The 25514-nt window shown below is 65.0% G+C and carries 23 protein-coding genes; 9 read left to right on the top strand and 14 right to left on the bottom strand.

The annotated features are described in order from the left end of the window. Positions 1–10: 10 nt before the first annotated feature. Both HAP48_RS11940 and HAP48_RS11945 read right to left on the bottom strand, forming a co-directional pair. Positions 11–820 (bottom strand): alpha/beta fold hydrolase, encoded by an 810-nt coding sequence (locus tag HAP48_RS11940; RefSeq protein WP_166213635.1) that lies wholly within the window; start codon positions 818–820, stop codon positions 11–13. Positions 821–988: 168 nt separating this feature from the next. Further along, complete coding sequence (locus HAP48_RS11945) at positions 989–2512, bottom strand: benzoate-CoA ligase family protein (RefSeq protein WP_166213634.1); 1524 nt, start codon at positions 2510–2512, stop codon at positions 989–991. 174 nt (positions 2513–2686) lie between these two features. Between HAP48_RS11945 and HAP48_RS11950 the strand changes: the two genes are divergently transcribed. Continuing rightward, positions 2687–3595, top strand: a complete 909-nt coding sequence (locus HAP48_RS11950) for a helix-turn-helix transcriptional regulator (protein WP_166213633.1) — start codon at positions 2687–2689, stop codon at positions 3593–3595. A 15-nt stretch (positions 3596–3610) separates the two neighbouring features. Here HAP48_RS11950 and HAP48_RS11955 read toward each other — a convergent pair whose 3' ends face one another. Together HAP48_RS11955 and HAP48_RS11960 are read right to left on the bottom strand one after the other, a co-directional pair. Then, a complete protein-coding gene (locus HAP48_RS11955; protein WP_166213632.1) occupies positions 3611–3937 on the bottom strand; it encodes a hypothetical protein in 327 nt (108 codons plus the stop codon). A gap of 11 nt (positions 3938–3948) precedes the next feature. Beyond that, entirely contained in the window at positions 3949–4734 is a 786-nt protein-coding gene (locus HAP48_RS11960; RefSeq protein WP_166213631.1) for an IclR family transcriptional regulator domain-containing protein, read from the bottom strand. 110 nt (positions 4735–4844) lie between these two features. Here HAP48_RS11960 and HAP48_RS11965 point away from each other — a divergent pair, with 110 nt between their 5' ends. Both HAP48_RS11965 and HAP48_RS11970 read left to right on the top strand, forming a co-directional pair. Continuing rightward, positions 4845–6203: an aromatic ring-hydroxylating dioxygenase subunit alpha gene (locus HAP48_RS11965; RefSeq protein WP_166213630.1), complete on the top strand. Its 1359-nt coding sequence runs from the start codon at positions 4845–4847 to the stop codon at positions 6201–6203. Between the two features lie 217 nt (positions 6204–6420). Beyond that, entirely contained in the window at positions 6421–7869 is a 1449-nt protein-coding gene (locus HAP48_RS11970; RefSeq protein ID WP_166213629.1) for a glutamine synthetase family protein, read from the top strand. A 49-nt stretch (positions 7870–7918) separates the two neighbouring features. Here HAP48_RS11970 and HAP48_RS11975 read toward each other — a convergent pair whose 3' ends face one another. Next, on the bottom strand, positions 7919–9016 hold the full coding sequence (locus HAP48_RS11975) for an enolase C-terminal domain-like protein (protein WP_166213628.1): 1098 nt from the start codon (positions 9014–9016) through the stop codon (positions 7919–7921). Positions 9017–9141: 125 nt separating this feature from the next. Between HAP48_RS11975 and HAP48_RS11980 the strand changes: the two genes are divergently transcribed. Further along, positions 9142–9717, top strand: coding sequence for a TetR/AcrR family transcriptional regulator (locus tag HAP48_RS11980; protein ID WP_166213627.1), 576 nt, complete (start codon positions 9142–9144; stop codon positions 9715–9717). A gap of 146 nt (positions 9718–9863) precedes the next feature. On the opposite strand, the gene HAP48_RS11985 is transcribed toward HAP48_RS11980, so the two are convergent. From HAP48_RS11985 to HAP48_RS12005, 5 genes are all read right to left on the bottom strand, one after another. Next, positions 9864–10592, bottom strand: a complete 729-nt coding sequence (locus HAP48_RS11985; protein WP_166213626.1) for an ABC transporter ATP-binding protein — start codon at positions 10590–10592, stop codon at positions 9864–9866. Beyond that, a complete protein-coding gene (locus HAP48_RS11990; RefSeq protein ID WP_166216526.1) occupies positions 10585–11352 on the bottom strand; it encodes an ABC transporter ATP-binding protein in 768 nt (255 codons plus the stop codon). Before HAP48_RS11990 ends, HAP48_RS11985 begins: the two co-directional genes overlap by 8 nt. Positions 11353–11356: 4 nt before the next feature. Next, the gene (locus HAP48_RS11995; protein WP_175612332.1) at positions 11357–12304 is read right to left on the bottom strand and encodes a branched-chain amino acid ABC transporter permease; all 948 of its coding nucleotides are present in this window, start codon (positions 12302–12304) and stop codon (positions 11357–11359) included. Continuing rightward, on the bottom strand, positions 12301–13218 hold the full coding sequence (locus HAP48_RS12000) for a branched-chain amino acid ABC transporter permease (RefSeq protein WP_166213625.1): 918 nt from the start codon (positions 13216–13218) through the stop codon (positions 12301–12303). Before HAP48_RS12000 ends, HAP48_RS11995 begins: the two co-directional genes overlap by 4 nt. Before the next feature lie 260 nt (positions 13219–13478). Next, on the bottom strand, positions 13479–14651 hold the full coding sequence (locus HAP48_RS12005) for an ABC transporter substrate-binding protein (RefSeq protein WP_166213624.1): 1173 nt from the start codon (positions 14649–14651) through the stop codon (positions 13479–13481). 390 nt (positions 14652–15041) lie between these two features. On the opposite strand from HAP48_RS12005, the gene HAP48_RS12010 reads away from it, so the two are divergent. Continuing rightward, the gene (locus tag HAP48_RS12010) at positions 15042–15581 is read left to right on the top strand and encodes a DUF805 domain-containing protein (protein ID WP_166213623.1); all 540 of its coding nucleotides are present in this window, start codon (positions 15042–15044) and stop codon (positions 15579–15581) included. Positions 15582–15766: 185 nt separating this feature from the next. Here HAP48_RS12010 and HAP48_RS12015 read toward each other — a convergent pair whose 3' ends face one another. Further along, positions 15767–16663, bottom strand: a complete 897-nt coding sequence (locus HAP48_RS12015; protein WP_166213622.1) for a sigma-70 family RNA polymerase sigma factor — start codon at positions 16661–16663, stop codon at positions 15767–15769. Positions 16664–16692: 29 nt separating this feature from the next. Next, positions 16693–17001, bottom strand: a complete 309-nt coding sequence (locus HAP48_RS12020; RefSeq protein WP_166213621.1) for a hypothetical protein — start codon at positions 16999–17001, stop codon at positions 16693–16695. Between the two features lie 182 nt (positions 17002–17183). Here HAP48_RS12020 and HAP48_RS12025 point away from each other — a divergent pair, with 182 nt between their 5' ends. From HAP48_RS12025 to HAP48_RS12035, 3 genes are all read left to right on the top strand, one after another. Beyond that, positions 17184–18590: an MFS transporter gene (locus tag HAP48_RS12025; RefSeq protein ID WP_166213620.1), complete on the top strand. Its 1407-nt coding sequence runs from the start codon at positions 17184–17186 to the stop codon at positions 18588–18590. A 123-nt stretch (positions 18591–18713) separates the two neighbouring features. Next, entirely contained in the window at positions 18714–19979 is a 1266-nt protein-coding gene (locus HAP48_RS12030) for an NAD(P)/FAD-dependent oxidoreductase (RefSeq protein WP_166216520.1), read from the top strand. 374 nt (positions 19980–20353) lie between these two features. Further along, positions 20354–21934 (top strand): tannase/feruloyl esterase family alpha/beta hydrolase, encoded by a 1581-nt coding sequence (locus HAP48_RS12035; RefSeq protein ID WP_224497147.1) that lies wholly within the window; start codon positions 20354–20356, stop codon positions 21932–21934. Between the two features lie 158 nt (positions 21935–22092). Here the strand turns inward: HAP48_RS12035 and HAP48_RS12040 are convergent, their stop codons facing one another. Together HAP48_RS12040 and HAP48_RS12045 are read right to left on the bottom strand one after the other, a co-directional pair. Continuing rightward, positions 22093–23319, bottom strand: a complete 1227-nt coding sequence (locus tag HAP48_RS12040) for an ABC transporter substrate-binding protein (RefSeq protein WP_224497148.1) — start codon at positions 23317–23319, stop codon at positions 22093–22095. Positions 23320–23369: 50 nt separating this feature from the next. Continuing rightward, the gene (locus HAP48_RS12045) at positions 23370–24572 is read right to left on the bottom strand and encodes a cytochrome P450 (RefSeq protein WP_166213618.1); all 1203 of its coding nucleotides are present in this window, start codon (positions 24570–24572) and stop codon (positions 23370–23372) included. An 82-nt stretch (positions 24573–24654) separates the two neighbouring features. Here HAP48_RS12045 and HAP48_RS12050 point away from each other — a divergent pair, with 82 nt between their 5' ends. Continuing rightward, positions 24655–25179, top strand: a complete 525-nt coding sequence (locus tag HAP48_RS12050) for a MarR family winged helix-turn-helix transcriptional regulator (protein WP_224497025.1) — start codon at positions 24655–24657, stop codon at positions 25177–25179. The last annotated feature ends 335 nt before the right edge of the window (positions 25180–25514 follow it).

Raw genomic sequence — 25514 nt, forward strand, 5'->3', positions numbered from 1 at the left:
GCACCAAATGTCAGGCGGCCAAGGTCCGGTCGTCGCGGAGTGCCGCCCGGGCGAATTCGGTGACCGCGTCCAGCGTCACTGCCGGCGCCTCGCGATGCGGCGAATGGCCGGCGCCTTCGATGACCGCGACGTCGACCGGGCAGTAGCATTCGTCCTCGGCGATCTCGACCTGGCGCATCGTGCCGTATTGATCTTCCGCGCCCTGCACGATCAGCACGGGAACGCGGATATAGGCGAGATAGTCTGAGATATCCCAGTCGCGGAATTTCGGATCGAGCCAGGCGTCGTTCCAGCCATAGAAGGTGCTGTCGACATCCTGGTGCCAGCGCGCCAGCCTCTCCTTCAGGTTGGTGGTCTCATACGCCGTCTTGGTCTCGGCGATCGATTTGACCGAGATGTCCTCGACGATGAAATGCGGCGCGATCAATGCGAGCCCATGCAGGCGATGATCCTGATGCGAGCCGGCATAGATCGCCGCGATCGATCCACCATCGGAATGCCCGAGCAAGAGGCCGCGGCGGAAGCCGATCCGATCGAGCAGCTTCGGCAGCACGTCGAGCGCCTCGCGATGCATGTAGTCGACCGGACGCGGCAGCCTGGCCGGCGACGACGCGCCATAGCCCGCGCGCGAATAGGCGAACACGCCGGCGCCGGTTGCCGCCTGCAGCTTCTCGGGGAAATCGCCCCACAGGCCGACGCAGCCGAGGCCTTCATGCAGCATCACGATGGTCGGCACTTTCTCGGGCATTGGGCCGATCATGCGGTATTCGAGCTCGGCACCGTCGATGGTGAGGAAGCCTGAAGGGTTCAAATTCTGCATGATGGGCCTTCCTCACTCGTCGTCCCGGCGAAAGCCGGGACCCATAACCACAGGCGTTAGTTGTTGCGCAAAAGCCGTTGAACAGCGTCTCTCAAAACGAAAGCCCCGGCGTATGGGTCCCGGCTCCCGTGCGCAATTGCGCACTAGGCCGGGACGACGCGTGGGGAGCTATTGCGCACCGTCGCGCAATTTGAACCGCTGGATCTTGCCGGTTGCCGTCTTCGGCAGATTGTCGACCACATCGATCCAGCGCGGATATTTCCACGGACCGATCTTCTGCTTGACGTGCTCCTTCAGCGCCTCATTCAGACCGTCGGCTGAGCTGCCGGGCCGCAGCACCACATAGGCCTTCGGCTTCAAGAGCCCTTCCGGATCGGCCTCCGGCACCACGGCGGCTTCCAGCACCGCGGGATGGGTGATCAGCGCGCTCTCGACCTCGAACGGCGAGACCCAGATGCCGGAGACCTTGAACATGTCGTCGGCGCGGCCGCAGAAGGTGTAACGGCCGTCGCTGTCGCGCGTGTATTTGTCGCCGGTGCGGGTCCACGCGCCCTCGAAGGTGGCGCGGCTCTTGGCGCGCTGGTTCCAGTAGCTCTCGCCGGCCGAGGGCGCATCGACCAGGAGCTCGCCGTCGGCGACATCGGCGCCGATCTCGTTGACCAGCCGCACCTTGTAGCCGGGCACCGGACGGCCGGACGAGCCGTACTTGATGTCGCCGGGCGCGTTCGACAGGAAGATGTGCAAAAGCTCGGTCGAGCCGACGCCGTCGAGGATGTCGACGCCGAACCGCGCCTTCCAGGCATTGCCGACCGATTCCGGCAGCGCCTCGCCGGCCGAGGTACAGACGCGCAAGCGGTTGCCGCCGGACTGCGCCTTGGTCGCCTCGTCGTTGAGCATCGCCGCGAACAGCGTCGGCACGCCGAAGAAGATGCTCGGATGATATCTGTTCATCAGCGCGAACATCACCGCCGGCGTCGGACGTTCCGAATTGAGCACCGTGGTGGCGCCGACCGACATCGGGAAGGTCAGCGCATTGCCGAGCCCGTAGGCGAAGAACAGCTTTGCCGCCGACAGGCCGACATCGTCCTCGCGGATGCCGAGCACCTGTTTGGCGTAGGTCTCCGCGGTCGCGGCGAGATTGGAATGCAGATGGCGCACGCCCTTCGGCATGCCGGTCGAGCCCGAGGAATAGAGCCAGAACGCCGGCTCGTCGGCATGGGTCGGCGCGGTGGCAAACACATCGCACTCGCGCGCGATCTCGTCGGACAGTTTCTTGTGGCCGTGCGCGTCCTTGCCGGAGACCACGACATGCTCGAGGTCGGGCATGCGAGCGATGATGTCCTTCACCACCGGCAGCAGCGCCTCGGAGACGAACAGCACACGCGCGCGGCAGTCGCCGAGGATGTAGGCGTATTGCTCCGCGGTCAGCAGCGTATTGAGCGGCACCGGCACCACGCCGGCACGGATCGCGCCCAGGAACACGACCGGGAAATCGACCGTATCCAGCATGATCATGGCGACCCGCTCCTCGCGGCGCACGCCGAGCCGGCGCAGCATGTTGCCGAGGCGGCGGGTCTGCTGCTGCAGCTGGCCATAGGTGATTTGCGACACCGTGTCGTCGAACACGACCTTGTCGCCGCGGCCTTCATCGACATTGCGGTCGAGCAGCCAGGTAACCGCGTTGTAAGTCATGGCCCGCTCCTCAGGCAAAAGCGCGTCGCGCCTGCCCTCTCCCGTCGAGTTTTAAGAATTATAATTCATACAAAGCCACCACATTGGCTTGCTGTCAATCCTCATCGGCACTATGTTTCCTAAAGCTTGGGTCTGATTCCCGCCTGAACAGAACCCGCACGTCGCACAGGGATCATGACCGCAGCCAACGATCCGGAAACCGACTTCCTCGAGCAGCTCGGCCAGCGTGTGCGCACGACCCGCGGCCTGGCCGGCATGTCGCGCAAGGTGCTCGCCAAGGTCTCCGGCATTTCCGAACGCTACATCGCCCAGCTCGAGAGCGGCAAAGGCAATGTCTCGATCGTGCTGCTGCGCCGTGTCGCAGGTGCGATGGGCGCGCATCTCGAGGACCTGATTCCCTCGAGCGAACCGATCCCGGATTGGGCTGTCATCCGCGACTTCTTGCGCAAAGCGTCGCCGATCCAGATCGCGCAGGCCAAGGACATCCTCGCCGGCAGCAGCCCGCTGGCACCGCGCCGCGCCTCGTTCTCCGGCATCGCGCTGATCGGCCTGCGCGGCGCCGGCAAGACCACGCTGGGCCGGATGCTGGCGAAGAAGATCGGCTGGAGCTTTGTCGAGCTCAACAAGGAGATCGAGGCACAGAACGGCCTCTCGGTCGCCGAGATCATCGCGCTGTACGGCCAGGAAGGCTTTCGCAGGATGGAGCAGGCCGCGCTGACGCAGCTGCTGGCACGCAACGAATTGATGGTGCTGGCGACCGGCGGCGGCATCGTCTCCGAGGCCCTGACCTTCGACCTGATCCTGTCGTCGTTCTACACGATCTGGCTGAAGGCCGAGCCGGAAGAGCACATGGCGCGCGTCCGCCGCCAAGGCGATCTGCGCCCGATGGCCGACGACCGCTCGGCGATGGCCGAACTGCGCAACATCCTGGTCAGCCGCGAACCGCTTTATGCGCGCGCATCGGCGGTGGTCGACACCGCCGGCCTCTCGGTCGACGCCGCCGCGGCCCGGCTGATCGACCAGGTGCGGCCGGTGCTGCAGAACGAGGCGCGCTCGTTCGGGCTGCGCAGCGTGGCGCTTTGATCTGGGTGCCCCCTATCAATGCCTGGACCGCGCACTTCCGAAAACCGCGCGATACCAATACGTCCGTGAATCGCGAAACCAACTCTGGTTTTTGTCCGTCTCGAATTTCGCCAACTGCCGCATGTCGACGCCGTAGCGAAAGCAGAGTGCGAGGAGCTGCCGAAGATCGTCCTGGCTAGGCCTTCGTTTCAGGCGAACGACCAACCCGTTCTCGCGATTGCCGGCGTAACTTTTCACGCAGGGAATCCGCGCCAACCATTCGAAGAAGGCCCGCTCGTCGTTCAGATGATAGAAACGTACGCCGGTGTCCATGTGCGTCAGCGTCAGAAGCGGCGTGGTCATCGTCGGCCCTTTCACAGCAACCGGCTCTTCACATCATCCGCCCCTTTGCGCAGCAGCGGCAGGAAGCGATCGATCAGTTCCTGCTTCGGCACGCGATCGACGTGCGCGCCCATGTTGATCGCGGCGACGATGGTGCCGTCGTAGCGGCGCACCGGCACCGAGATGGAACGGAAATGCGGCTCGGCCTCGCGGTCGACCAGTGAATAGCCCTGCGCGCGATCGGCGATGATGACGGCGAGCAGTTTCTTCGGATCGGTGACCGTCTGCGGCGTGACGGGATCGCGGCGCATCGCCTTCAGCCGCGCCGCCAATTCTTCATCACCGAGCCGGCCGAGCATGGCGCGGCCGACCGAGGTGCAGAACGCCGGCAGCCGGTAGCCGATATCGAGCCCGGCGGAGAACACCCGCGTCGGGCTCGAACGCGCGACGAACACGACGTCGTCGCCGTCGAGCAATGCGAGCGACGCGATCTCCTGGGCCGCGGTCGCGATGCGATCGAGCACCGGCTGCAGCACCGTCACCACCTGGTTGGATTGCAGGAAGGAGCCCGCCAGCGTCAGCACATGCGGCGTCAGCGTGAACAGCTTGCCGTCGGTCGCGACAAAACCGCCATGCGCCAGCGTGAACAGGATGCGGCGCGCTGTGGCACGCGGCAGGTCGGCGGCGCGCGCCAGATCGCTCAAGGTCGCCGGACCGGAGACGGTGCCGAACACCTGCAACAGCCGCAGACCGCGATCGAGGGCCTCGACGAAATCGGTGGCGCGTTCGTCCTGATCGTTGCGCTTCAGCTTGGGCATGGGTCGGGCTTTGAACGGTTCAAAAATTGCGCTTGCTGTTGGAATTAGACATGGCATAATTCGCACATACGTTCAATAGGCGAACAAGTCCAAATCCGGGAGACGCCGCCATGATGAGCCAGGAAGCGAACGATCTGATCACCCGCACCGGCCGCAAAGACCCCTGCGGAAAGCTGATGCGGATGTACTGGCAGCCGGCGGCGCTGGTCGACGAGCTGGAGGGACCGCGCCCGGTGCGGCCGGTCAAGCTGCTCGGCGAAAACCTGGTGCTGTTCCGCGCCGAGGACGGAAGCTACGGGCTGATCGACCGCCACTGCGCGCATCGCGGCGCCGACCTCGCCTTCGGCCGGCTCGAGAATGGCGGGTTGCGCTGTGCCTTCCATGGCTGGCTGTTCGATGCGACCGGTCAGTGCATCGAGACGCCGGCCGAGCCCGCCGGCTCGCAGCTCTGCAAGGGCATCAGGCAGCGCTCCTATCCAGTGATCGAGAAGAGCGGCATCCTGTGGGCCTATCTCGGCGAAGGCACCCCGCCAGCATTTCCGGAGCTCGACTGCTTCGTCGCACCCGGAAGCCACACGTTCGCGTTCAAGGGCCACATGAACTGCAACTGGCTGCAGGCGCTCGAGGTCGGCATCGATCCGGCACACGCCTCCTTCCTGCATCGCTTCTTCGAGGACGAGGACACCTCGGCCGCCTACGGCAAGCAGTTCCGCGGCGCATCCGCCGGCTCTGACATGCCGATGACCAAAATCCTGCGCGAATATGACCGGCCGATCATCAATGTCGAGCACACCGAATACGGCCTGCGCCTGATCGCGCTGCGCGAGCTCGACGAGGAGCGCACCCATGTGCGGGTGACAAATCAGCTGTTCCCGCACGGCTTCGTCATTCCGATGTCGACCGAGATGACGATCACGCAGTGGCACGTGCCGGTCGATGACGAGAACTGCTACTGGTATGCGATCTTCACCAGCTACGCGGCGCCGGTCGACAAGCAGAAGATGCGCGACCAGCGGCTCGAGCTCTACACGCTGCCCGACTACAAGTCGCGCAAGAACCGCAGCAACGACTACGGCTTCGACCCGCACGAGCAGGCGACCGAGACCTATACCGGCATGGGCACCGACATCAACGTCCACGACCAGTGGGCGGTGGAATCGATGGGGGCGATCCAGGACCGCACCAACGAGCATCTCGGCCAGAGCGACAAGGCGATCGTGCAGTATCGCCGCCTGCTGCGGCAAGAGATCGAGAAGGTTGCCGGCGGCGAGAAGCCGATGCTGTTCCTAGACGACGCCTCCGCGCGCAGTATCCAGGGCCCGGCGACAATGGACGGCATCGGGCCGACGCTAGGCTGGGAGCTCTACTGGATGGAGGTCGACGTCAAGCGCCGCCGCGGCGCGCCGTGGGCCGCTCCAGTGCCGCGCGAGATCGCAGGCAAGGTGCATCATCTGACGGCGGCGGAATGATGGTGGTTTCAATGACGCCACATTGTATCCTTCACCTCGCCCCGCTTGCGGGGAGAGGTCGGATCGCATCGCCAGATGCGATCCGGGTGAGGGGGTACAGGCCTATCGACACATTCAATCGGCGGAGAGAGCCCCTCACCCCAACCCTCCCAGGGCGAGCTTTGCTCGTCCCGGCCCCGCGAAGAGCAGGGCGAGGGAGAAGTGAAGGAGTGACGCGGTGAGCTTTGTCGAGCGTCACGGCCTGTGGTCGGGTGAGCAGAAGGAGGCCGCGAATCGCCTCCGCCGCATCGTCGAGGAGAAGAACCTCGAGGTCATCCGCCTGTCGTTCCCGGACCAGCACGGCATCCCGCGCGGCAAGACGCTGATCGCCGGCGAAGCGGTGCGCTCGCTGGAGGGTGGTTGCTCGATCACCACGACGATGCTCGCCAAGGACACCTCGCACAAGACCGTGTTTCCGGTGTTCACCGCCGGCGGCGGTTTTGGCATGAAGGAGATGGAGGGCGCGGCCGACGTGCTGATGGTCGCCGATCCCACCACGTTCCGCGTGCTGCCCTGGGCGGAGAACACCGGCTGGGTGCTCTGCGATCTCTACTTCAGCGACGGGCGGCCGGTGCCGTTCGCGACCCGCAACCTCTATCGCAAGGTGCTCGATCAGCTCGCAGGCCGCGGCTACGATTTCGTCGCAGGCCTCGAGGTCGAATTCCATCTGTTCAAGCTCGACGACGCGCATATGGCGCCGGAAGATGCCGGCCAGCCCGGACGGCCGCCGTCGGTGAGCCTGCTGTCGCACGGCTATCAGTACCTCACCGAACAGCGCTACGATTTGATGGAGCCGGCGCTCGAGATCATCCGACGCGACATCCTCGCGCTTGACCTGCCGTTGCGCTCGGTCGAGGTCGAGTTCGGCCCGAGCCAGTGCGAATTCACCTTCGCGCCGACTGTCGGGCTCGCACCGGCCGATACCATGGTGCTGTTCCGCTCCGCGGTGAAGCAGATCGCGCGCCGCCACGGCTATCACGCGACCTTCATGTGCCGGCCGAAGCTGCCGAACGTGTTTGCCTCGGGCTGGCACTTGCACCAGTCGCTGGTGTCGCGCGCCGATGGCGAAAACGTCTTCATGGCCAAGGAAACCGGCAAGGAAACCGGCGAGCCGCTCAGCCCGCTCGGCCGCGCCTGGCTCGCCGGCCTGATCGAGCACGCGCGGGCCTCGACCGTGTTCACGACGCCAACCATCAACGGCTACAAGCGCTACCGCTCCTATTCGCTTGCGCCGGACCGCGCCATCTGGGGCCGCGACAACCGCGGCGTGATGATCCGCGTGCTCGGCGGTGCCGGCGATCCGGCGACGCGGCTGGAGAACCGGATCGGTGAGCCGGCCGCCAACCCCTATCTCTATATGGCTTCGCAGATCCTCTCCGGCCTCGACGGCGTCGACCGCAAGCTCGATCCCGGCCCGTCCGCCGACACGCCCTACGAGACCAAGGCCGCGCTGCTACCGAAGTCTTTGCGCGAAGCCGTGTACGCGCTCAACGACGATCCGTTCTTCCGCGGGGCGCTCGGACCAGAGTTCGTCGACTATTACGTCTTCATCAAGAACGCGGAGATCGAGCGCTTCCAGGCCGAGGTGTCGGACTGGGAGCACCGCGAGTATTTCGAGATGTTTTGAGGGGAGCGGCCAAGCGCGGGACAAACCCTCGGACCGACCCACTCTGCGGCTAGAGACTCGCGAGGTTTGCAGCAACAGCCCGTTCGTTCCATTCCAGGCCGAGGCCGGGCGCGTCGGGAATATGCAAAAGGCCATCCTTTATTTCATATGGCCGTTCGAGAATCGGATCGGCCCAATCCTGCCACTCCAGCCAATGTGCGGTCTCCGTTGCGCGCATGACGTGAGCGGCGACTTCCGGATAAAGATGCGTTGACATCGGTATGCCCGCTGCGCCGGCGATCGCCGCCGCGCGCATCCAGCCCGTCACTCCGCCAATGCGCATGAAATCGGGCATCACCAGGTCACAAGCCTTTTTGGCGATCGCCTTGTGCATCTCCCTCGGGCCATAGAAGTTCTCCCCGATCTGGATTGGCGTCTTCAGCTCTGCCGCAAGCTGGGCGTGCCCGTCGAGATTGTCGTAGAGCACGGGTTCTTCGATCCAGTCGAGGCCGTGGTCGTCGATCATGTGGCAGCGCTCGATGGCCTCGGCGAGATTTAGCCCCTGGTTGTAGTCGACCATCAGATGCATGCGCTCACCGACCGCTTTGCGGACAGCGTCGAGCGTCGCCAGATCTTCGCGCGGATCGCTTCGGCCGAGCCGCAATTTCAGGGCGGAGAATCCTCCTTCGTCCCGCAACTCCAAGGCTTCGGCTGCGATGGCGGCCGGCTCTTTCAACCAAAGGCCGTTGCTGTTGTAGGATTTCACGGCGCCGACCGTAGCGCCCAACAGCACGCATAGCGGCTTGTTTGCGGCCTTCGCCAACGCATCCCACGCAGCCATGTCGAGACCCGACGCGGCGATCATCGACAATCCCTCGTAGCCGACAAAGTGCAGGGATCTGCGCGCGGCCTCGAAGAGCTCGACCGGCGCCACGGTTCGACCTCTGAGCAATTCGCTGAGGTCGTGAAGTGCGGGAACCAGATATCGCATCGATTTCACGATATAGGGCTCTAGATAGCTTCGCCCGACGATGCCCTCCTCGGTCACGAGATCGATGAGAACGAGCGGCCACTCCGATATCGTGACAATGCGCGCGACCACAGGCCGCTTCAGCTTGAGCACCACGGGACGGGCTCTGATTTCTCTGAGCGTCAATGGGTCGGGCATGACGATTGCCTTCGCAGCGCGAGGGAAGAAACTGATTACAGCGGGCTGAAAAAGTCACAGATACCATTCCAATCGGTTTTTCGACCGGTGTAAATTCACTACCTGGTATACTCAGGGGTGACTGCATGGCACGATCTGCAGAACCGACACGACAGCGCATCCTTGCTGCCGCATACGTCCTGTTTCGCCAGCGCGGATATAGCCGCGTGAGCATGGACGAAATCGCAGCGGCGACGAGGGTTACGAAGCGCACGCTCTACAATCATTTTCAAAGCAAGGATCAGCTGCTCGCCTTCGTGCTGGAAGCCCAGAACGAATTGGCCTTGGCCGCGTTCGCCACATTCGGCGACAAGCTGTCCGGCTCGCCGGCGGCGATCATTGACGGCCTATTCCGCGACCTCGCGGTCTGGGCGGACCGGCCGCGATGGGCCGGCTCGGGATTTACCAGGCTGGTCATCGAACTGGCCGATCTCCCCGGCCATCCCGCACGCGCAATTGCGCGTCGGCACAAGGCATTGCTTGAAACCCATCTCGGCGACTTGCTGAAGCGGGCTGGCGTCCGCGAGGCTCACCGCTGTGCGCGCGAGATCTGGCTGCTCTCCGAGGGAGCGATCTCCTTGATGCTGGTGCATGGCGATCGGGCCTATGCGGCGGCCGCGGCCGATGCGGCAAAACGACTGCTGCGAAGCTCTTCGCGGTGAGGCGGCAGACGCCTCTCTGATCCGTCATCCTGAGGAGCGCGTAGCGCGTCTCGAAGGATGCACGGCCACCAGCCGGGCCACCGATCCTTCGAGACGCCTGCTACGCAGGCTCCTCAGGATGACGGCTATACGGCAATGCTTGCTGCTCAAATCCCGAGATACTTGTGCTGCAGCTCCGGCTCGGCGATCAGCTGCTCGCTGGTGCCGCTCCACACCGCCTTGCCGCGCTCGATGATGTAGTGGCGGTCAGCGATGCGGGCGAGGTTTCCGACGTTCTTGTCGATCACCAGCACCGACTGCCCGCGTCCCTTCAGCATCGACAGGCAGCTCCAGATCTCGTCGCGAATCAGCGGCGCAAGACCTTCGGTGGCCTCGTCGAGGATCAGCAGCTTCGGGTTGGTCATCAGCGCGCGGCCGATCGCGAGCATCTGCTGCTCGCCGCCGGACAGCGTGACACCCATATTGCCTGTGCGTTCGGCGAGCCGCGGAAACAGCGCATGGATCTTGTCGATGGTCCAGGGATCGGAGGCGCCGAACCGATTGCCCGAGGCAGCGATGAGGTTTTCGCGCACCGTCAGGTTCGGAAAGATCTGGCGTCCCTCGGGCACCAGGCCGATGCCGAGCTTTGCGATCTTGTAGGACGCCAGGCCGCGCACCGCCTCGCCGGCGAAACGGATGGCGCCTGATCGCGCCGGCGTCAGGCCCATGATCGAGCGGATGGTCGTGGTCTTGCCCATGCCGTTGCGGCCCATCAGCGCGACCATCTCGCCCGACCTGATCTGCAGCGACAGGCCGAACAGCACCTGGCTCAACCCGTAGCAGGTCTCGATGCCATCGACTTCGAGCAGGGTTTCAGCGGTTTTGGTCTCAACCATGGCGCGTCACCGCATGCTGTTCGCCGAGATAGGCGCGCTTGACCTCTTCATGTTTGCGGATCGCATCCGGCACGTCGCAGGCTATGACGCGGCCATAGACCAGCACCGTGATACGGTCGGCAAGCGCAAACACCGCCTCCATGTCATGCTCGACCAGCACGATGGTCACTTCCTTGCGCAGCTCTTTCAGCAGCGCGACCATCCGCGCGGATTCTGTGACGCCGAGCCCGGCCATCGGCTCATCGAGCAACAACAGCTGCGGCTTGGTGGCGAGCGCGACCGCGAGCTCGAGCTCGCGCTGCTCGCCATGGCTCAATTGCGACACCAGCACATCGGCACGCTTGCCGAGGCCGACGCGCTCCAGCGCCGCGCGCGCTGCGTCGCGCAGACGCCGCTCCTTGCGCGCATTGCCCCAGAAGCGGAAGGAGTGGCCGTCATGCGCCTGCGCCGCCAGCGCGACATTGTCGATCGCGGAGAAATCCTTCAGCAGCGAGGTGATCTGGAACGAGCGCGCCAGCCCGAGCCGGCTGCGCTTGTAGGACGGCAGGCCCGTGACGTCGCGGCCGGCGAAGCGGATGGTGCCGGAGTTCGGCATCACCTGCCCGGTGAGCTGGCTGATCAGCGTGGTCTTGCCGGCGCCGTTGGGGCCGATGATGGCGTGCAGTTCGCCCGGCACCACCTCCATCGAGAGGTTGTCGGTCGCGGTGATGCCGCCATAGCGACGGACCAGATTATCGACGCGGAGCAGGGGTTCAGCCAAGGAATCAGGCACGGCGCATCCTCCCGAGCAGGCCCATGATGCCGCCGCGCGCGAACAGCACGATCAACAGCAGCACCGGACCGAGGATCAGTCCCGAATATTCGGTGACCTGCGACAGCAGCTCCTCGAGCAAGAGATAGACGATCGCGCCGATCACCGGGCCGAACAGCGAACCCATGCCGCCCAGGATCACCATCACCATGAGGTCGCCGGAGCGGGTCCAGTACATCACGGCGGGGCTGACGAAGTCGGTGTTGTTGGCGAGCAGCGCGCCGGCAAGGCCGCAGATGGTGCCCGCGATCACGAAGCAGACCAGGCGATAGCGGTTGGCATGGAAGCCGATCGCCTGCATGCGCTGCTCGTTGGAGCGGACACCCTGCACCACGAGACCGAAGCGCGAATTGACGATGCGCCAGATCAGATAGAGGCCGCCGAACAGGCAGGCCAGGCAGAGGTAATAGAACTGGGTGCGGTTCGAGAGGTCGATCAGGCCGGCGAAATCGCTGCGCTTGTAGACGGTGAGGCCGTCGTCGCCGCCGTAACGCGACAGGCCGGATGTGATGTAATAGGCCATCTGCGCGAAGGCGAGCGTGATCATGATGAAGTAGACGCCGCGGGTGCGCAGGCTGAGCGCGCCGATCACCAGCGCAAACAGCGCCGAGACCGCGAGCGCCACCGGCCACTGGATGAAGCCGGAGCCGATGCCTTCAGTGGCGAGGATGCCGACGGCATAGCCGCCGATGCCGAGATAGGCGGCGTGGCCAAAACTCATCATGCCGCCGTAGCCCATGATCAAGTTCAGGCTGGCGGCGGCCAGCGCAAAGATCACGATGCGGGTGAACAGCGTCAGGATGAAGATGTTGCCGGTCACCGCCGAATAGACCGGCAGCAAGACCAGGGCGGCACAGAGCAGCGCCACGACGGAATTGGAGGCGTTGAGCTTGGGCATCATCGTTTGGCCACCGGGAACAGCCCTTCAGGCCGCAGCACAAGGATGATGGCCATCAAGAGATAGATCAGCATCGAGGACAGCGCCGGCGCCGCGGTGGAGGCCGCCGCCCCGCTCAAGACCTTGCGCAGCAGGTCGGGCAGGAAGGCGCGGCCCATCGTGTCGATGATGCCGACGAAGACCGCGGCCATGAACGCGCCGCGGATCGAGCCGATGCCGCCGATCACGATGATGACGAAAGCGAGGATCAGGATGTTCTCGCCCATGCCGATCTGCACGGTGAGGATCGGCGCCTGCATCAGCCCGGCGAGCCCGGCGAGCGCGGCGCCAAGGCCGAACACCAGCGTGAACAGCAGCTTGATGTTGATGCCGAGCGCCCCGATCATCTCGCGGTTGGAGGCGCCGGCGCGGATCAGCATGCCGACGCGGGTGCGCATCACGACCAGATAGAGCAATGCTGCGACCGCCAGCGCGACCACGATGATCATCAGCCGGTAGGCCGGATAGTACACGCCGGGAATGATCTGCACCGGCACGGTCAGCCAGACCGGCAGCGGCAGCGCGAGACCGGCCGGGCCCCAGATCAGCCGGACGGCGTCGTTGAAGAACAGGATCAGGCCGAACGTCGCCAAGACCTGGTCGAGATGGTCGCGGCCGTAGAGATGCCTCAGCGCGGCATATTCGAGCGCGATGCCGAGCAGCAGCGTGGCGCCCAGCGCCATCAGCGCGCCAAGCACGAAACTGCCGGTCCAGGCCACGAAGGTCGCCGCGAAATAGGCGCCCATCATGTAGAGCGAACCGTGCGCCAGATTGACGAAGTCCATGATGCCGAACACCAGCGTCAACCCGGCTGCCAGCAGGAACAGCAGCAGGCCGAATTGCAGGCCGTTCAGCAGTTGTTCGACGACGAGATACATCGTGGGTCTACATCATCCCTAAAAAAACAGCGGCAGTGCATGCCCACCGCCGCATTGCTCGCTGCGTGTTCTCCCTCGCCCCGCTCTTGCGGGGCCGGGACGAGCAAAGCTCGCCCTGAGAGGGTTGGGGTGAGCGGCCATCTCCACGAATCGAACTCGTGGAAGGAGCCCCTCACCCAATCGCTTCGCGATTGACCTCTCCCCGCAGGAGCGGGGCGAGGTGAATGAAAAGCAAGGCTCGGGCCAAGATTGCCCAAGAGTTATTTCATCGCGCACTTGTCGTGGAAGCGATCCTGGTCGTCCTTGACGATGGTCGCGACCGTCTTCAGCGAGAGCTGGCCGTCCGCGTCCTTGACCACGTCCTGCAGATAGAAGTTCTGGACCGGAATGTGGTTGTTGCCGTACTTGAACGGGCCGCGCACCGATTTGAAGTTCACCTTCTCCATCTCGGCCTTCATCGCGTCCTTTTTCGTCAGGTCGCCCTTCACCGCGACCACCGCGCTGTTGATGAGGTTGGCGGCGTCATAGGACTGCGCGCCGTAGAAGGTCGGGCGCAGGCCCGGATACTTCTTGCGGTAGTCGGCGACGAACTTCTTGTTCTCCTCGTTGGGCAGATCGTTGACCCATTGCTGCGCACCGGGAACGCCGAGCGCATTGTCCTTCTGCAGCGGCAGCGACAATTCGTCGATGGTGAAGGCGGTATAGAGCGGGATCTGCTGCTTGATGCCGGCCTGCGCATACTGGTTCAGGAACTGCACGCCGGCCGCGCCCGGATAGAACACGAAGATCGACTCGGCCTTGGAGTTCTTCGCCTTGGTGAGCTCGGCGGAGAAATCGAGCTGGCTCGGCCACACCGTGTATTCCTCGCCGACCACCTCGCCCTTGAAGGTGCTCTTGACGCCGGCCAGCATGTCCTTGCCCGCGGCGTAGTTCGGGCCGATCAGGAATACCGACTTGACGCCCTTCTGGTTCATGTAGGTGCCGACCGCCTGCGGGGTCTGGTCGTTCTGCCAGGAGGTCGAGAACACATAGGGCGAGCACAGTTCGCCGGCGAGCTGCGACGGACCGGCATTGGCCGAGATCAGGAAGGTTTTCGAATCGACCGCGGTCTTCAGCGACGCCAGCAGCACGTTCGACCAGATGTAGCCGACGATGAAGTCGACCTTGTCGGACTGCACCAGCTTTTCGGTCTTCTGCTTGCCGACATCGGGCTTCTGCTGGTCGTCCTCGTAGATCACCTCGACCGGCTTGCCGTCGATCTTGCGGCCGAGATGGTCGAGCGCGAGCTCGAACGAATTGCGCATATCGTTGCCGATCACGGCGGTCGGACCGCTGAAGGTCGAGACAAAGCCGATCTTGACGCTGTCAGCCGCCGTCGCGGGCTGCGCCAGCGCCAAAGCCATGGCGCCTGCCAGCCAAAATGCCTTTTTCATATTCACTCCCCTCCTCAACCAAAGATCCCGCCAGGCTCGATCACGAGGGCCCGGGGGTCACGCTTTACGCGCGTCGTTCTGTGACGTGTTTTGTGCGCGATATCGCAAGTCTGCAGCAAGCATGAACCGACGGCACCCTATTAGAACCTTCGGCGCATACCCGAGCACCGTGCACCATAATTCGTCTAAACCGGGCAAGGCAAGAAATATAATGCCGGTTGCGTAGGCAACGATTGTCGCACCCCGCTCCCCTCGAGAGACCCCCGCCGCACTGCAGCAGGCTTTAAGGATTCGGTAAAGCGCTCGGAAACCACGTCCCGGGGAGCCGTCCCGGACTTCATGCTCTCGAAAGCATCGCCGGGCGAGGCTCGGTCCAAAGGGACGCGTCGCATGTTGTTGAACTACGTCTTCGGCTTCAACGCCCGGCTCGGCCGGCTGGCCTATTTCTTCTTCAGCTTCGTGGTCGGCTGCGGCTACCTGATGCTGGTGTTCGGCATCACCGGCAATGCACCGGCGAGCGGCCGGACGGATGTGCTGCTGGCGCAGGCCGCCAACAGCATGCCGCTCCTGATCGGCTTCTATGTCGTGCTTGCCATGACCTTCATGCTGCAATCGATGCGTATCCGCGACATCGGATGGGACCCGGTCTGCATGATGGTGGGTTGGATCGCGCTCGTCGTGATCGACCGGATCGTCGCCGGCAAATATCCGGAATACGCGCTGACCTACCAACACACCGGCACGACGGTCGGCGCGCTCGTCAACCTTGCGCTGATGCTGGCCCTGACGTTCTGGCCCGGCAGCCGCCCCGGCGAAGCGCCGCATGAGACGGGCGATGACGGCTTCTCAAGCAGGGGCAGCACCCCGGCCGCAGCCGGCAACCGCGTTGCACGTATCGCCAGCGGCGAGTTCGGCGGCAAGACGCGGTAGCGACCGCCTCGCGGCCGTCGTCCCGGCGAAGGCCGGGACCCATAACCACGGACGCAATTGTCGAAGCACGCTGAGGCCACAACCTTCGCCAAACGAGCGACTGTGGTTATGGGTCCCGGCTCGGGGGCCGGGACGACACCGAGTTTGTGGCGCGGTCAGCGAGCCACAAGCTAAGCAGCGGCCACTCACCCTCCATCCACCGCCCATTCGGCGCCGTCGATCGCATAGGCCGCGTGGCGGAAATCCCTGATCGTCGCAACCTTGTCGGCCGACCAGTCGAGCAGCATGAACGAGCGCGGCGGCGCGCCTTTTGCGTCCGGGTCGAACACCAGGATCGCAGGACGTCCCTCGACCTGTCCGGTCACCAGGTGCCAATCGTGGATCTTCGAATAATTGCCGAAGTAGCGCGACACCTCGGCCTTGCCGTTCAGCCGTGTCCGGTTGACGAGCTCGAGCCTGACGTCATCGGCGATCATGGCGCGGATGGCGTCGAAGTCGCGGGCGTTGAAGCGGCCGACATAGGCATTCAGCCTGTTGCGATCGGCCGGCGACAGCCCTGGCCGCGGCGCATCGTCGGGCTCGCGGGCGAATTCCCGCAACTGCGTCCGTCCGCGGTGCAGCGCCGCCTTCACCGCGGGCAGGCTGAAATCCATGATGCCGCAGACCTCCTGCAGCGAGCAGCCGAGCACGTCCATCAGGATCACGCTGGAGCGCTGCGCCACCGGCAGCCGCATGAACGTGCGCAGGCTCGCCGCTGCAATCTCGCGGCGGCTGACATCATCGAGCTCTCCGGCCATCATGTCCACCTCCTCCGAAGAGTGGAGCGCGTCCTGGCGGTTGCGCCGCCTGAGGAAATCGAGCGCGGTGTTGTGCGCGACCCGGAACAGCCAGGCTTCCACGTTCTGGATTGGAGCTGCGGACGCGAAGGCCTCCACCGCCTTGATCAGCGCGTCCTGCAGCACGTCCTCGCCATCGATCACCGATCCGACCATGCGGGCGCAGTAGCGATGCAGTCTGGGCCGCATCGCCGCCAAGAGCGCGTCGACCTCGGTCACGGCCGGCGCTTGGGGTGGTGACGTCATGATGGCTCCGCCAAGTCGGTTCACTCGGTTCACGGCTCATCCAGCATACGATAATTGCCGACAATCACAGCACTGCGAACCTGCGGCGGCTCGGCGCAACGATCGCGGATGCCGTCCTGGAAGGCCTGGAACGCCGCGAGCTTCGGGATCGGGCTCGAGCCGTCTTCGGCCACGGTCTCGACCATGTGGATGAAGGTGTCGTCCTCCAGCCGCAGGGTCAGATAGCGCACGCCGTCCGGGTTCGCCGCCTTCAGTTCGGCAAACACGGCCGAAACCAGCTCGGCATTCTTCTCGGCCATCTCCGGCTTCGCCTTGTACCTGATCAGGGTCCGTCTCATCGCAACCTCCTTGGCTCGATCTCTGCGGCCGGAACAGGCCGCGTCAGACCCAAGGACGTTTGCCGACCGCCAAAGGATGCGGTCCGGCAAAAAATATTCTCGTCCGCATCCTTTGCCGGTCCCGGTTCGTCCTGGCCTGCGAAGCGCGCCGCAACCTTGCGGCACGCCAACGGAGAACGACCATGCAGACCCCTCGAGAGCGCGCCGACCAGCGCTGGGTGCTCGGCCTCACCGCGCTGGCATCCTTCATGATGGCGCTGGACGCCATGATCATGACCACGGCCTTCGCGACCATCCGCTCCGATTTTGGCAGCCCGGTGGAGACGCTGCAATGGACCGTCAACGCCTTCAATCTGACCTTCGCGGTGCTGTTGTTGACAGGCGCGGCGCTCGGCGACCGCTTCGGACGACGAAAGATGTTCGCGGCCGGGATCGGCCTGTTCGTCGTGGCGTCGGCGGCCTGCGCGCTGGCCGGCAACGCCGCGGCACTGATCGCTGCCCGCGCCCTGCAAGGCGCAGGCGCGGCGCTGGTGATGCCGCTGGCGATGGCGATCCTCAGCGGCGCGTTCGGCCGCGAGGAACGCGCCCGCGCGCTCGGCATTTTCAGCGGCATCACCGGATGCGCGCTGATCATCGGCCCCGCGATCGGCGGTTTCATCACCGAGCATCTCGGCTGGCGCTGGATCTTCTGGATTAACTTGCCGATCGGCCTGGTCGCGATTGCCCTTGTGCTGTCGCGGCTGCGCGAAAGTTTTGGACCGGCAGCGCCGCTCGACCTCGCCGGATTGGCGCTGGTCGCGCTCGCGGCGCTGGCGCTGGTCTGGGGCCTGTTGCGCGGCAACAGCGTCGGCTGGGCAAGCGCAGAAGTCACGGGCGCGCTGATCGCCGGCGCCGCGCTGGCTGTGATGTTCGTGCTGTGGGAGCTGCGTGTGACGAACCCGATGGTGCCGATGCGACTGTTCGCGGCAAGACCATTCTGCTCCGGCATCGCCGCCAGCGTGCTGTTCTATGCCGCGATGTACGGCGTGCTGTTCCTGCTGCCGCAGTTCCTGCAGATCGCGCTCGGCTTCGACGCCTTCGGCGCCGGGTTGCGGCTGTTGCCGTGGACCGCGACGCTGTTCGTCACGGCCCCGATCGCCGGTGCCGCCGTCAACCGGTTCGGCGAGCGCACGCTGGTCGTCACTGGTCTCGTGATGCAGGCGATCGGGCTCGGCTGGATCAGCGAGATCGTGAGCCCGTCAGTGCCCTATTCCGCCCTGGTCGCACCGCTGGTGCTCGCCGGCGTCGGCGTCTCGATGGCGATGCCGGCCGCGCAGAACGCGGTGCTGAGCGCGGTTGCCGTCAGCGAGATGGGCAAGGCGTCTGGTATCTTCAACATGGGCCGCTTCCTCGGCGGCATGTTCGGCATCGCGGCGCTGGTGGCGAGCCTCGTAGCCAATGGCGCCGCCGATTCAACCGGACATTTCACCAGCGGCTTTGCAGCGGCGATGAGCCTTGCGGCGACGCTGTCGTTCGCCGGCGCGATCGCGGGACTGTTCCTGCCGATGCGGCGACGGGCCGTCGCAGCGGCGGCGCCGCAGGATGCATGACGTTGCAACGATTGGGTTTCGCTATCGGGCGATCGGGCATTTCGTGTTGGAATGAGGCTGCGAATGACTACATAATCAAATGACGAAGCCGTTCGGAACCGAGAGCGACATCTCATGACGCAAGTGCCGGCCAAACCTCATCGCGTGGTGATCGTCGGCGCCGGCTTCGGCGGGCTGGAAGCCGCCTTCGGTCTCTCGGGCGCGCCGGTCGAGATCACGCTGATCGACCGCCGCAACCACCATCTGTTCCAGCCGCTGCTCTATCAGGTCGCGACCGCATCGCTTGCCACCAGCGAGATCGCCTGGCCGATCCGCTATCTCCTGCGCGACCGGCCCGAGGTGACGACGCTGTTTGCCAATGTCTGCGGCGTCGATGCGGCGGAGAAGCAGGTGCAGCTCGATGACGGCGGCAGCATTCCCTACGACACGCTGATCCTCGCCACCGGCGCGCGCCACGCCTATTTCGGCCATGACGAATGGGAGCCGTTCGCGCCCGGCTTGAAGACGCTGGAGGACGCCACCACGCTCAGGCGGCGCATCCTGGTCGCCTTCGAGCGCGCCGAGCGCGAGACCGATCCGGACAAGCGCGCGGCGCTGCTCACCTTCGTCATCATCGGCGCCGGGCCGACCGGCGTCGAGATGGCCGGCACCATCGCTGACCTCGCCAAGGACACACTGCCGCAGGACTTCCGCCACATCGATACACGCAAGGCGCGCGTGGTACTGATCGAAGCTGGGCCGCGCGTGCTAGCCGGCTTTCCCGACGACCTGTCGGCCTATGCGCAAGCGTCGCTGGAAAGACTCGGCGTTGAGGTGATGCTGGGCGCGCCGGTCACCGAATGCTCGGCCGACGGCGTGGTGTTCGGGGACAAGAGGCTGGAGGCCCGCACCATCGTCTGGGCCGCCGGCGTGCGCGCCTCGCGCGCCGCCGAGTGGCTGAACGCGCCGGCCGACCGCGCCCATCGGCTGCAGGTCGAGCCCGATCTCACGGTGCCGGGCCATCCCGACATCTTCGCAGTCGGCGACACCGTCACGATCAAGGGTCCCGACGGCAATCCAGTGCCCGGCATCGCGCCGGCCGCCAAGCAGGAGGGACGCTACGTCGCCGCACTGATCAAGGCCCGGCTCGATGGCAGGACGCTGCCGCCGTTCCGCTACAAGCATGCCGGCAGCCTCGCGCAGATCGGCAAGAAGAAGGCGGTGATCGATTTCGGCTGGCTCAAGCTCCGCGGCTCACTGGCATGGTGGATTTGGGGCCTCGCCCACATCTACTTCCTGATCGGCGTGCGCCACCGGATCGCCGTGGCGATGAACTGGCTCTGGATTCACACCCGCGACCAGCGTGCCGCGCGGCTGATCACCCAAGGCAGCAGCAAGGTCGCGCAGTAGGCGCGCCTCGGCGGAGCCTCCGCGCCTCAAGCAATTTGAACCGTCACCCTGAGGTGGCCGCCTCTTCGGCGGCCCTCGAAGGGTCGACGCCCCGGCTAGTGGCCGTGCATCCTTCGAGGCTCGCCCAGCGGCGCAAGTGCGCCGCAAGGCTCGCACCTCTAGCGACAAAGGCGGAGCCTTTGCGCGGGGATGACGGAAGGGCAACCGGCACACGCGGCCATTCACTCATTGTGCACCGACCCCTCGCGTGAAATACTTGCCACGGCAACAATTATTGCAGGGAGGAAACAATGCAGATGGATGCGCGCGCATGGGCGCTTGCGGCTTCGCTTGTCACGCTGACGACATTCGCAGGCGACGCGGCGGCGGCGCAGATGCTCGCCGATCCCGCGGCGACCTGCAGCGGACTTGCCGGCCCCGCCGACGGCGCCATCAAGATCGATAGCGCGGTGCTCCAGGCACCGTCGCCGCCCGCAGTCGCCGAGAAAGGACCGACACCATCCGGCCGCGTCGTCCCGGCCAATCCCGCCTTCTGCAAGGTGCTCGCCCATATCGATCCCGCCGATCCCACGGCGCCGCCGATCAAATTCGAGGTCAACTTGCCCGTCGAGTGGAACGGCCGCTCGCTGCAATATGGCGGCGGCGGCTTCAACGGCGTGCTGATATCAGGCCTCGGCCTGCCGCCAGCCTACCCGTTCGACAAGGCCTCGCCGCTGGCGCTCGGCTTCGCGACCGTCGGCACCGATTCCGGCCACGAGTCGAAGCCCGGCGAGCCGCCGCAGCTGTTCGCGCTCAACGACGAGGCGTTCGAGAATTTTTCGCACAAGGCCTACAAGAAGGTGCGCGACGCAGCGCGGGCGCTTGTCGTGCGCGCCTACGGCAAACCGCCGGCGAAGATGTATTTCATAGGATCGTCCGAAGGTGGCCGCGAGGCGCTGACCATGGCGCAGCGCTACCCCGACGATTTCGACGGCATCTTTGCACGGGTGCCCGTGATCAACTGGGTTGGGCTGCAGCATGCCGGCACCCGCTCGGGCCTCGTCACGATGGGCGACGGCTGGATCCGCCCGGCCCAGGTGAAGCTGGTGGCAGATGCCGTGCTGAAGGCCTGCGACACGCAGGACGGCTCCGACGACGCGCTGGTGCAGGACCCGGTCGGCTGCAAGGCGGCGTTCAAGCCGGCCTCGCTGGCATGCGCGGCGGGCCAGAGCGGCGACGACTGTCTGACCGACAAGCAGATCGCGGCGATCGACACCCTGCATGCGACCTACAAATTTTCGTTCCCGCTCGCCAACGGGCTCGATGACTATCCGGGCTGGGGCGTGTCAGGCGAGAACACACCGGCATTCGGTCCGACCGGCGGATGGAACGCATGGTGGCTCGGCACCACGGCCCCGGCGCAACCGCCGCTTCCGTCCAACGGCATCGCCTGGATCTACGGCGCCGGCGGAATCCAGTATGTCTTCGCGCGCGATCCAAAACTCGACGTCACGACCTACAGGCCGGACGACCACAAGGATCGCGTGCTGCAGGTCTCCGCGCTGATGGATTCAACCGATCCGGATCTCAGCCGCTTCCACGCCCATGGCGGCAAGCTCGTGATCCTCGAGCACATGGCCGATTATGCACAAAGCCCCTATGCCGGCATCCGCTATTTCGAGAGTGTCGAGAAGACGCTGGGCAAGGACAAGGTGGCGGAGTTCGCGCGGCTCTACACCGCGCCCGGCGTCGACCATGTCGGCTCCGGCGCGCCGGCGAATGTCGACATGCTCGCGGTGCTGGTCGACTGGGTCGAGAACGGCAAGGCACCCGCCGATCTGGAAGTGACGGAGCAGAAGGTGCAGGCGCCAGGCTTCGAGACGCTGCGCGCGCTGCCGCTGTGCCGCTGGCCGGCCTGGCCGCATTACATGGCAGGACCGGTGACCGCGGCGTCGAGTTTCTCCTGTGCGCCGTGATCTTCTCCTTCTCCCCGCCTGCGGGGAGAAGGTCGGGATGAGGGGGCTCTCCGCAAGGACAGTGAGCGTGGGACTCGCGGAAAGTCCCCCTCACCCGCCGCGCTCTTCGAGCGCGTCGGCCTCTCCCCGCAAGCGGGGCGAGGCAAACGGAGCGCGCCTCACTTCACCAGCGAGCACCCGCCATCGGCCAGTGGCCGGAACGCCTGGTCGGCCGGGATGGTCGCGATCAGCTTGTAATAGTCGTAGGGGTATTTCGACTCCTCCGGCTTCTTCACCTCGAACAGATACATCGGGTGGACGACGCGGCCGTCCTGGCGGATCGCTGTCTCGCCGAACAGCTTGTCCATGCCCTTGAAGGTCTTCAGCTGCGGCACCACGGCCTTGGCGTCGTCGCTGCCGGTTGCGGCGACCGCGTTGAGATAGGCAAGCGTCGCGGCATAGACGCCGGCCTGGTTGCCGCTTGGCATCTTGCCATTCATGCCGGGACGCGCGGCGAAGCGCTTTGCGAACGCGCGGGTGTCGTCATTCATGTCCCAGTAGAACGCCTCGAGCAGCTGCAGGCCCTGCGCGACCTTCAGGCCCATGCCGTGGACGTCGTTCACGAACAGCAGGAACGCGACCATGGTCTGGCCGCCCTGCTGGATGCCGAACTCGGCCGCCTGCTTCACCGCGTTGATGGTGTCGCCGCCGGCGTTGGCGAGCCCGATCACTTTTGCTTTCGAGTTCTGCGCCTGCAGCAGGAAGGACGCGAAGTCCGACGTGCCGAGCGGATGCCTGCTCGATCCCAGGACCTTGCCGCCGTGCTTCTCGATGTAGTTCGTCGCCTCGGCTTCAATGCCTTTGCCGAGTGCGTAGTCGACGGTCACAAAATACCAGTCCTTGCCGCCGCGCTGCATCATCGCGGCCGCCGTGGTGTTGCCGGTGGCCCAGGCGTCGTTGACCCATTGAATGGTGTTCGGCGAACAGGCCTTGCCGGTCAGATCGGAGCTTGCGGTCGACGACGCCAGGAACGTCATCCGGCTGTCACGCAGGATGGTGTTGATGGCGAGGCCCACGGCCGAGTTCGGCACGTCGACAATGGCATCGACGCCTTCGACATCGAGCCATTTGCGCGCGATCGCAGATCCGACGTCGGCCTTGTTCTGGTGATCGGCATAGACGATCTCGACCTTGATGCCCTTGCCGCCGCCATTGAAATCTTCCGCCGCCATGCGCGCGGCTTCCACCGAGCCCATGCCGTTGGTGTCCTGGAAGATGCCGGAAATGTCGTTGAGCACGCCGACCCGCACGACATCGCCGGAAATCTCCGCACGTGCGCTGCCTGCAGCGCACGCCAGTGCCAGCGCAAATCCAATCCTAAATCGCCCAACCCCGAAGCCCCTCATCCTCTCCACTCCCATGTTTCCTCAGCCAACCTTTTGCCGGTAGTCTCTCGTTAGGCCGGCGTGATCTCGACCGGCAGGCTCTCGAGCCCGCGCAGCGTGTTGTTGAAAAGGCGCTTTGGCTCGCCAGTGATTTCGATCTTGGCGACACGACGCGCCAGCGCCGCCATCATCACTTCGCCTTCGAGGCGGGCGACGAGCTGACCGACGCACATATGAATGCCCGAGCCGTAGCCGACATGACCCGACGTACGACGCGTGATGTCGTAGCTATCGGGCTTGTCCCAGCGGCGCGGATCACGATTGGCCGCGGCCAGGAACATCAGCACCTTCTCGCCTTCAGGGATGCTGGCGCCACTGAGCTCGACATCGCGGGTCGTGGTACGGAAGAACGTCTGGACCGGACTTTCGAACCGCACGGCTTCCTCAAAAGCGTTGCGCGCCAGCGTCGGGTCGCCGCGCAGCCTCTCGAACTGGTCGGGGAAGCGGGCAAGGCAGTAGACGGCGGCGCCGATGCCGTTGACGGTCGTGTCGAGACCGGCCGATAGCAGCGAGCGCACCAGGAGCGGCGCCTCGGTCGCGGTAATGGCACCGCTATCGACATGGGCGTGGATGCAGGCGCCGATGCCATCAGGGGTGAGATTGTCGCGCTGACACTGCTCGGCAATATAGGCCTGATGCGGCGCGGAGCGCTCGATCGCCTGCTTGCGCAGCTCGTTCGGCGGCCCGAAGGCGTTGAACACCAGGCTTGCGTAAGGCAGCAGATGCTCGCGGCCCTCCGGCCGCAAGCCCAGCGCATCCGGGAAGATCGACAGCGGATAGGCTTCCGCAAGGTCCTCGATCGCGTCGAAACGGCGCTTCTCCAGCAGCGCATCGACGCGGGCCTCCGCGGCGGCGGCGAATCGCCCGCGAAGCTGCTTCATCACGGTTGCCGACAGCACCGAGCTCAGCACCGTGCGGGTGCGGGTATGCGCCGGCGGGTCGGCCTCCAGGATCAGGCTCGGCGGCCGCCAGGGCTTCTCCTTGGAAAAGTCGCTGAGGCCGACGCCACGGCTGGAGCAGAACGTCGCCGGATCGTTCAGGACCGCATGGACCTCGGCATAGCGCGCCACGCCGTAGACGTTCAACTTGTCGAGATAGACCACGGGTGCGGCCTCGCGCAGCCGCTCATGGGTCGGGAACGGATCGGCGAAGAATTCGAGCGCGAACGGATCGACGTCGAGATGCGGGACGGACGTCCCTGCCGTTGCAGTCATCGGGACCTCCCGAGGTTTGATCTTGTCAACACGGGCCGCATGTCTATTGCTCCCGGACAGTTTCGCAGCGATGATTTGAGAAATGAGCAGTCAGCCCCTCCCCCGAAAGCCCCGCCGGCCGAGACCGGCCGATCCCGCAGACGCCACCGACGGCCCGCTGCTGGACCTCAATCGCTATGTGCCGGCGTTCATCACCTTCATCGGCAACAAGCTGTCGAACAGCGCCACCGCCTTTTACCAGAAGAATTTCGGGGTCAACGTCACCGAGTGGCGAATCATCTCGCAACTGGCGATCGAGCCGGGCATTCCGGCCTCGCGGATCTGCCAGGTGATCGGCTTCGACAAGGGCCCGGTCAGCCGCAACCTCGCGGCGCTGCAGAAGCGCGGGCTTTTGACGATCCGCACCGCGCCGGACGACGGCCGCACCCATTCGATCACGCTGACCGCGCGCGGCCGCGCCATTCATGACAGGGTGATCGTCGCGGCGCTGGAACGCGAGCGGCGGCTGCTGTCGTGCCTGAAGAAGGACGAGCGCGAGGTGCTGATCGACCTGCTGCGCCGGCTGCACGAGAATCTCGGCGCCGTGACCGGGCAAAGCACGACCTGACCGCACGGCGGGGCCCTGCACCACCGCGGTATTCGCCCGGTCTTCCATGCGTGCTGCTCGCGCGCTGCTGCGCAACATTGTCCTCCCAAACGCGTGGCCGTTGACCGGCCCTGGCCCGATTGGGGCTGAAACTCGCACAGCTTAGTTGCCATGGCAACTAAAAACGCGAACCCTTGCTGGGCAAGGCTCCGGGGAACCGGTGCGGACGGCTCAAGTATATGGTCCGCCAGACGTTCCACAAACTCGGTGTCGTCCCGGCCTCCGAGCCGGGACCCATAACCACCAATGCTGATTATTGCGCCCCAGCGGAACGACGACTTTTCTACACAACGTCG

The organism is Bradyrhizobium septentrionale, assembly GCF_011516645.4.
In the GTDB taxonomy this organism is placed as follows: domain Bacteria; phylum Pseudomonadota; class Alphaproteobacteria; order Rhizobiales; family Xanthobacteraceae; genus Bradyrhizobium; species Bradyrhizobium septentrionale.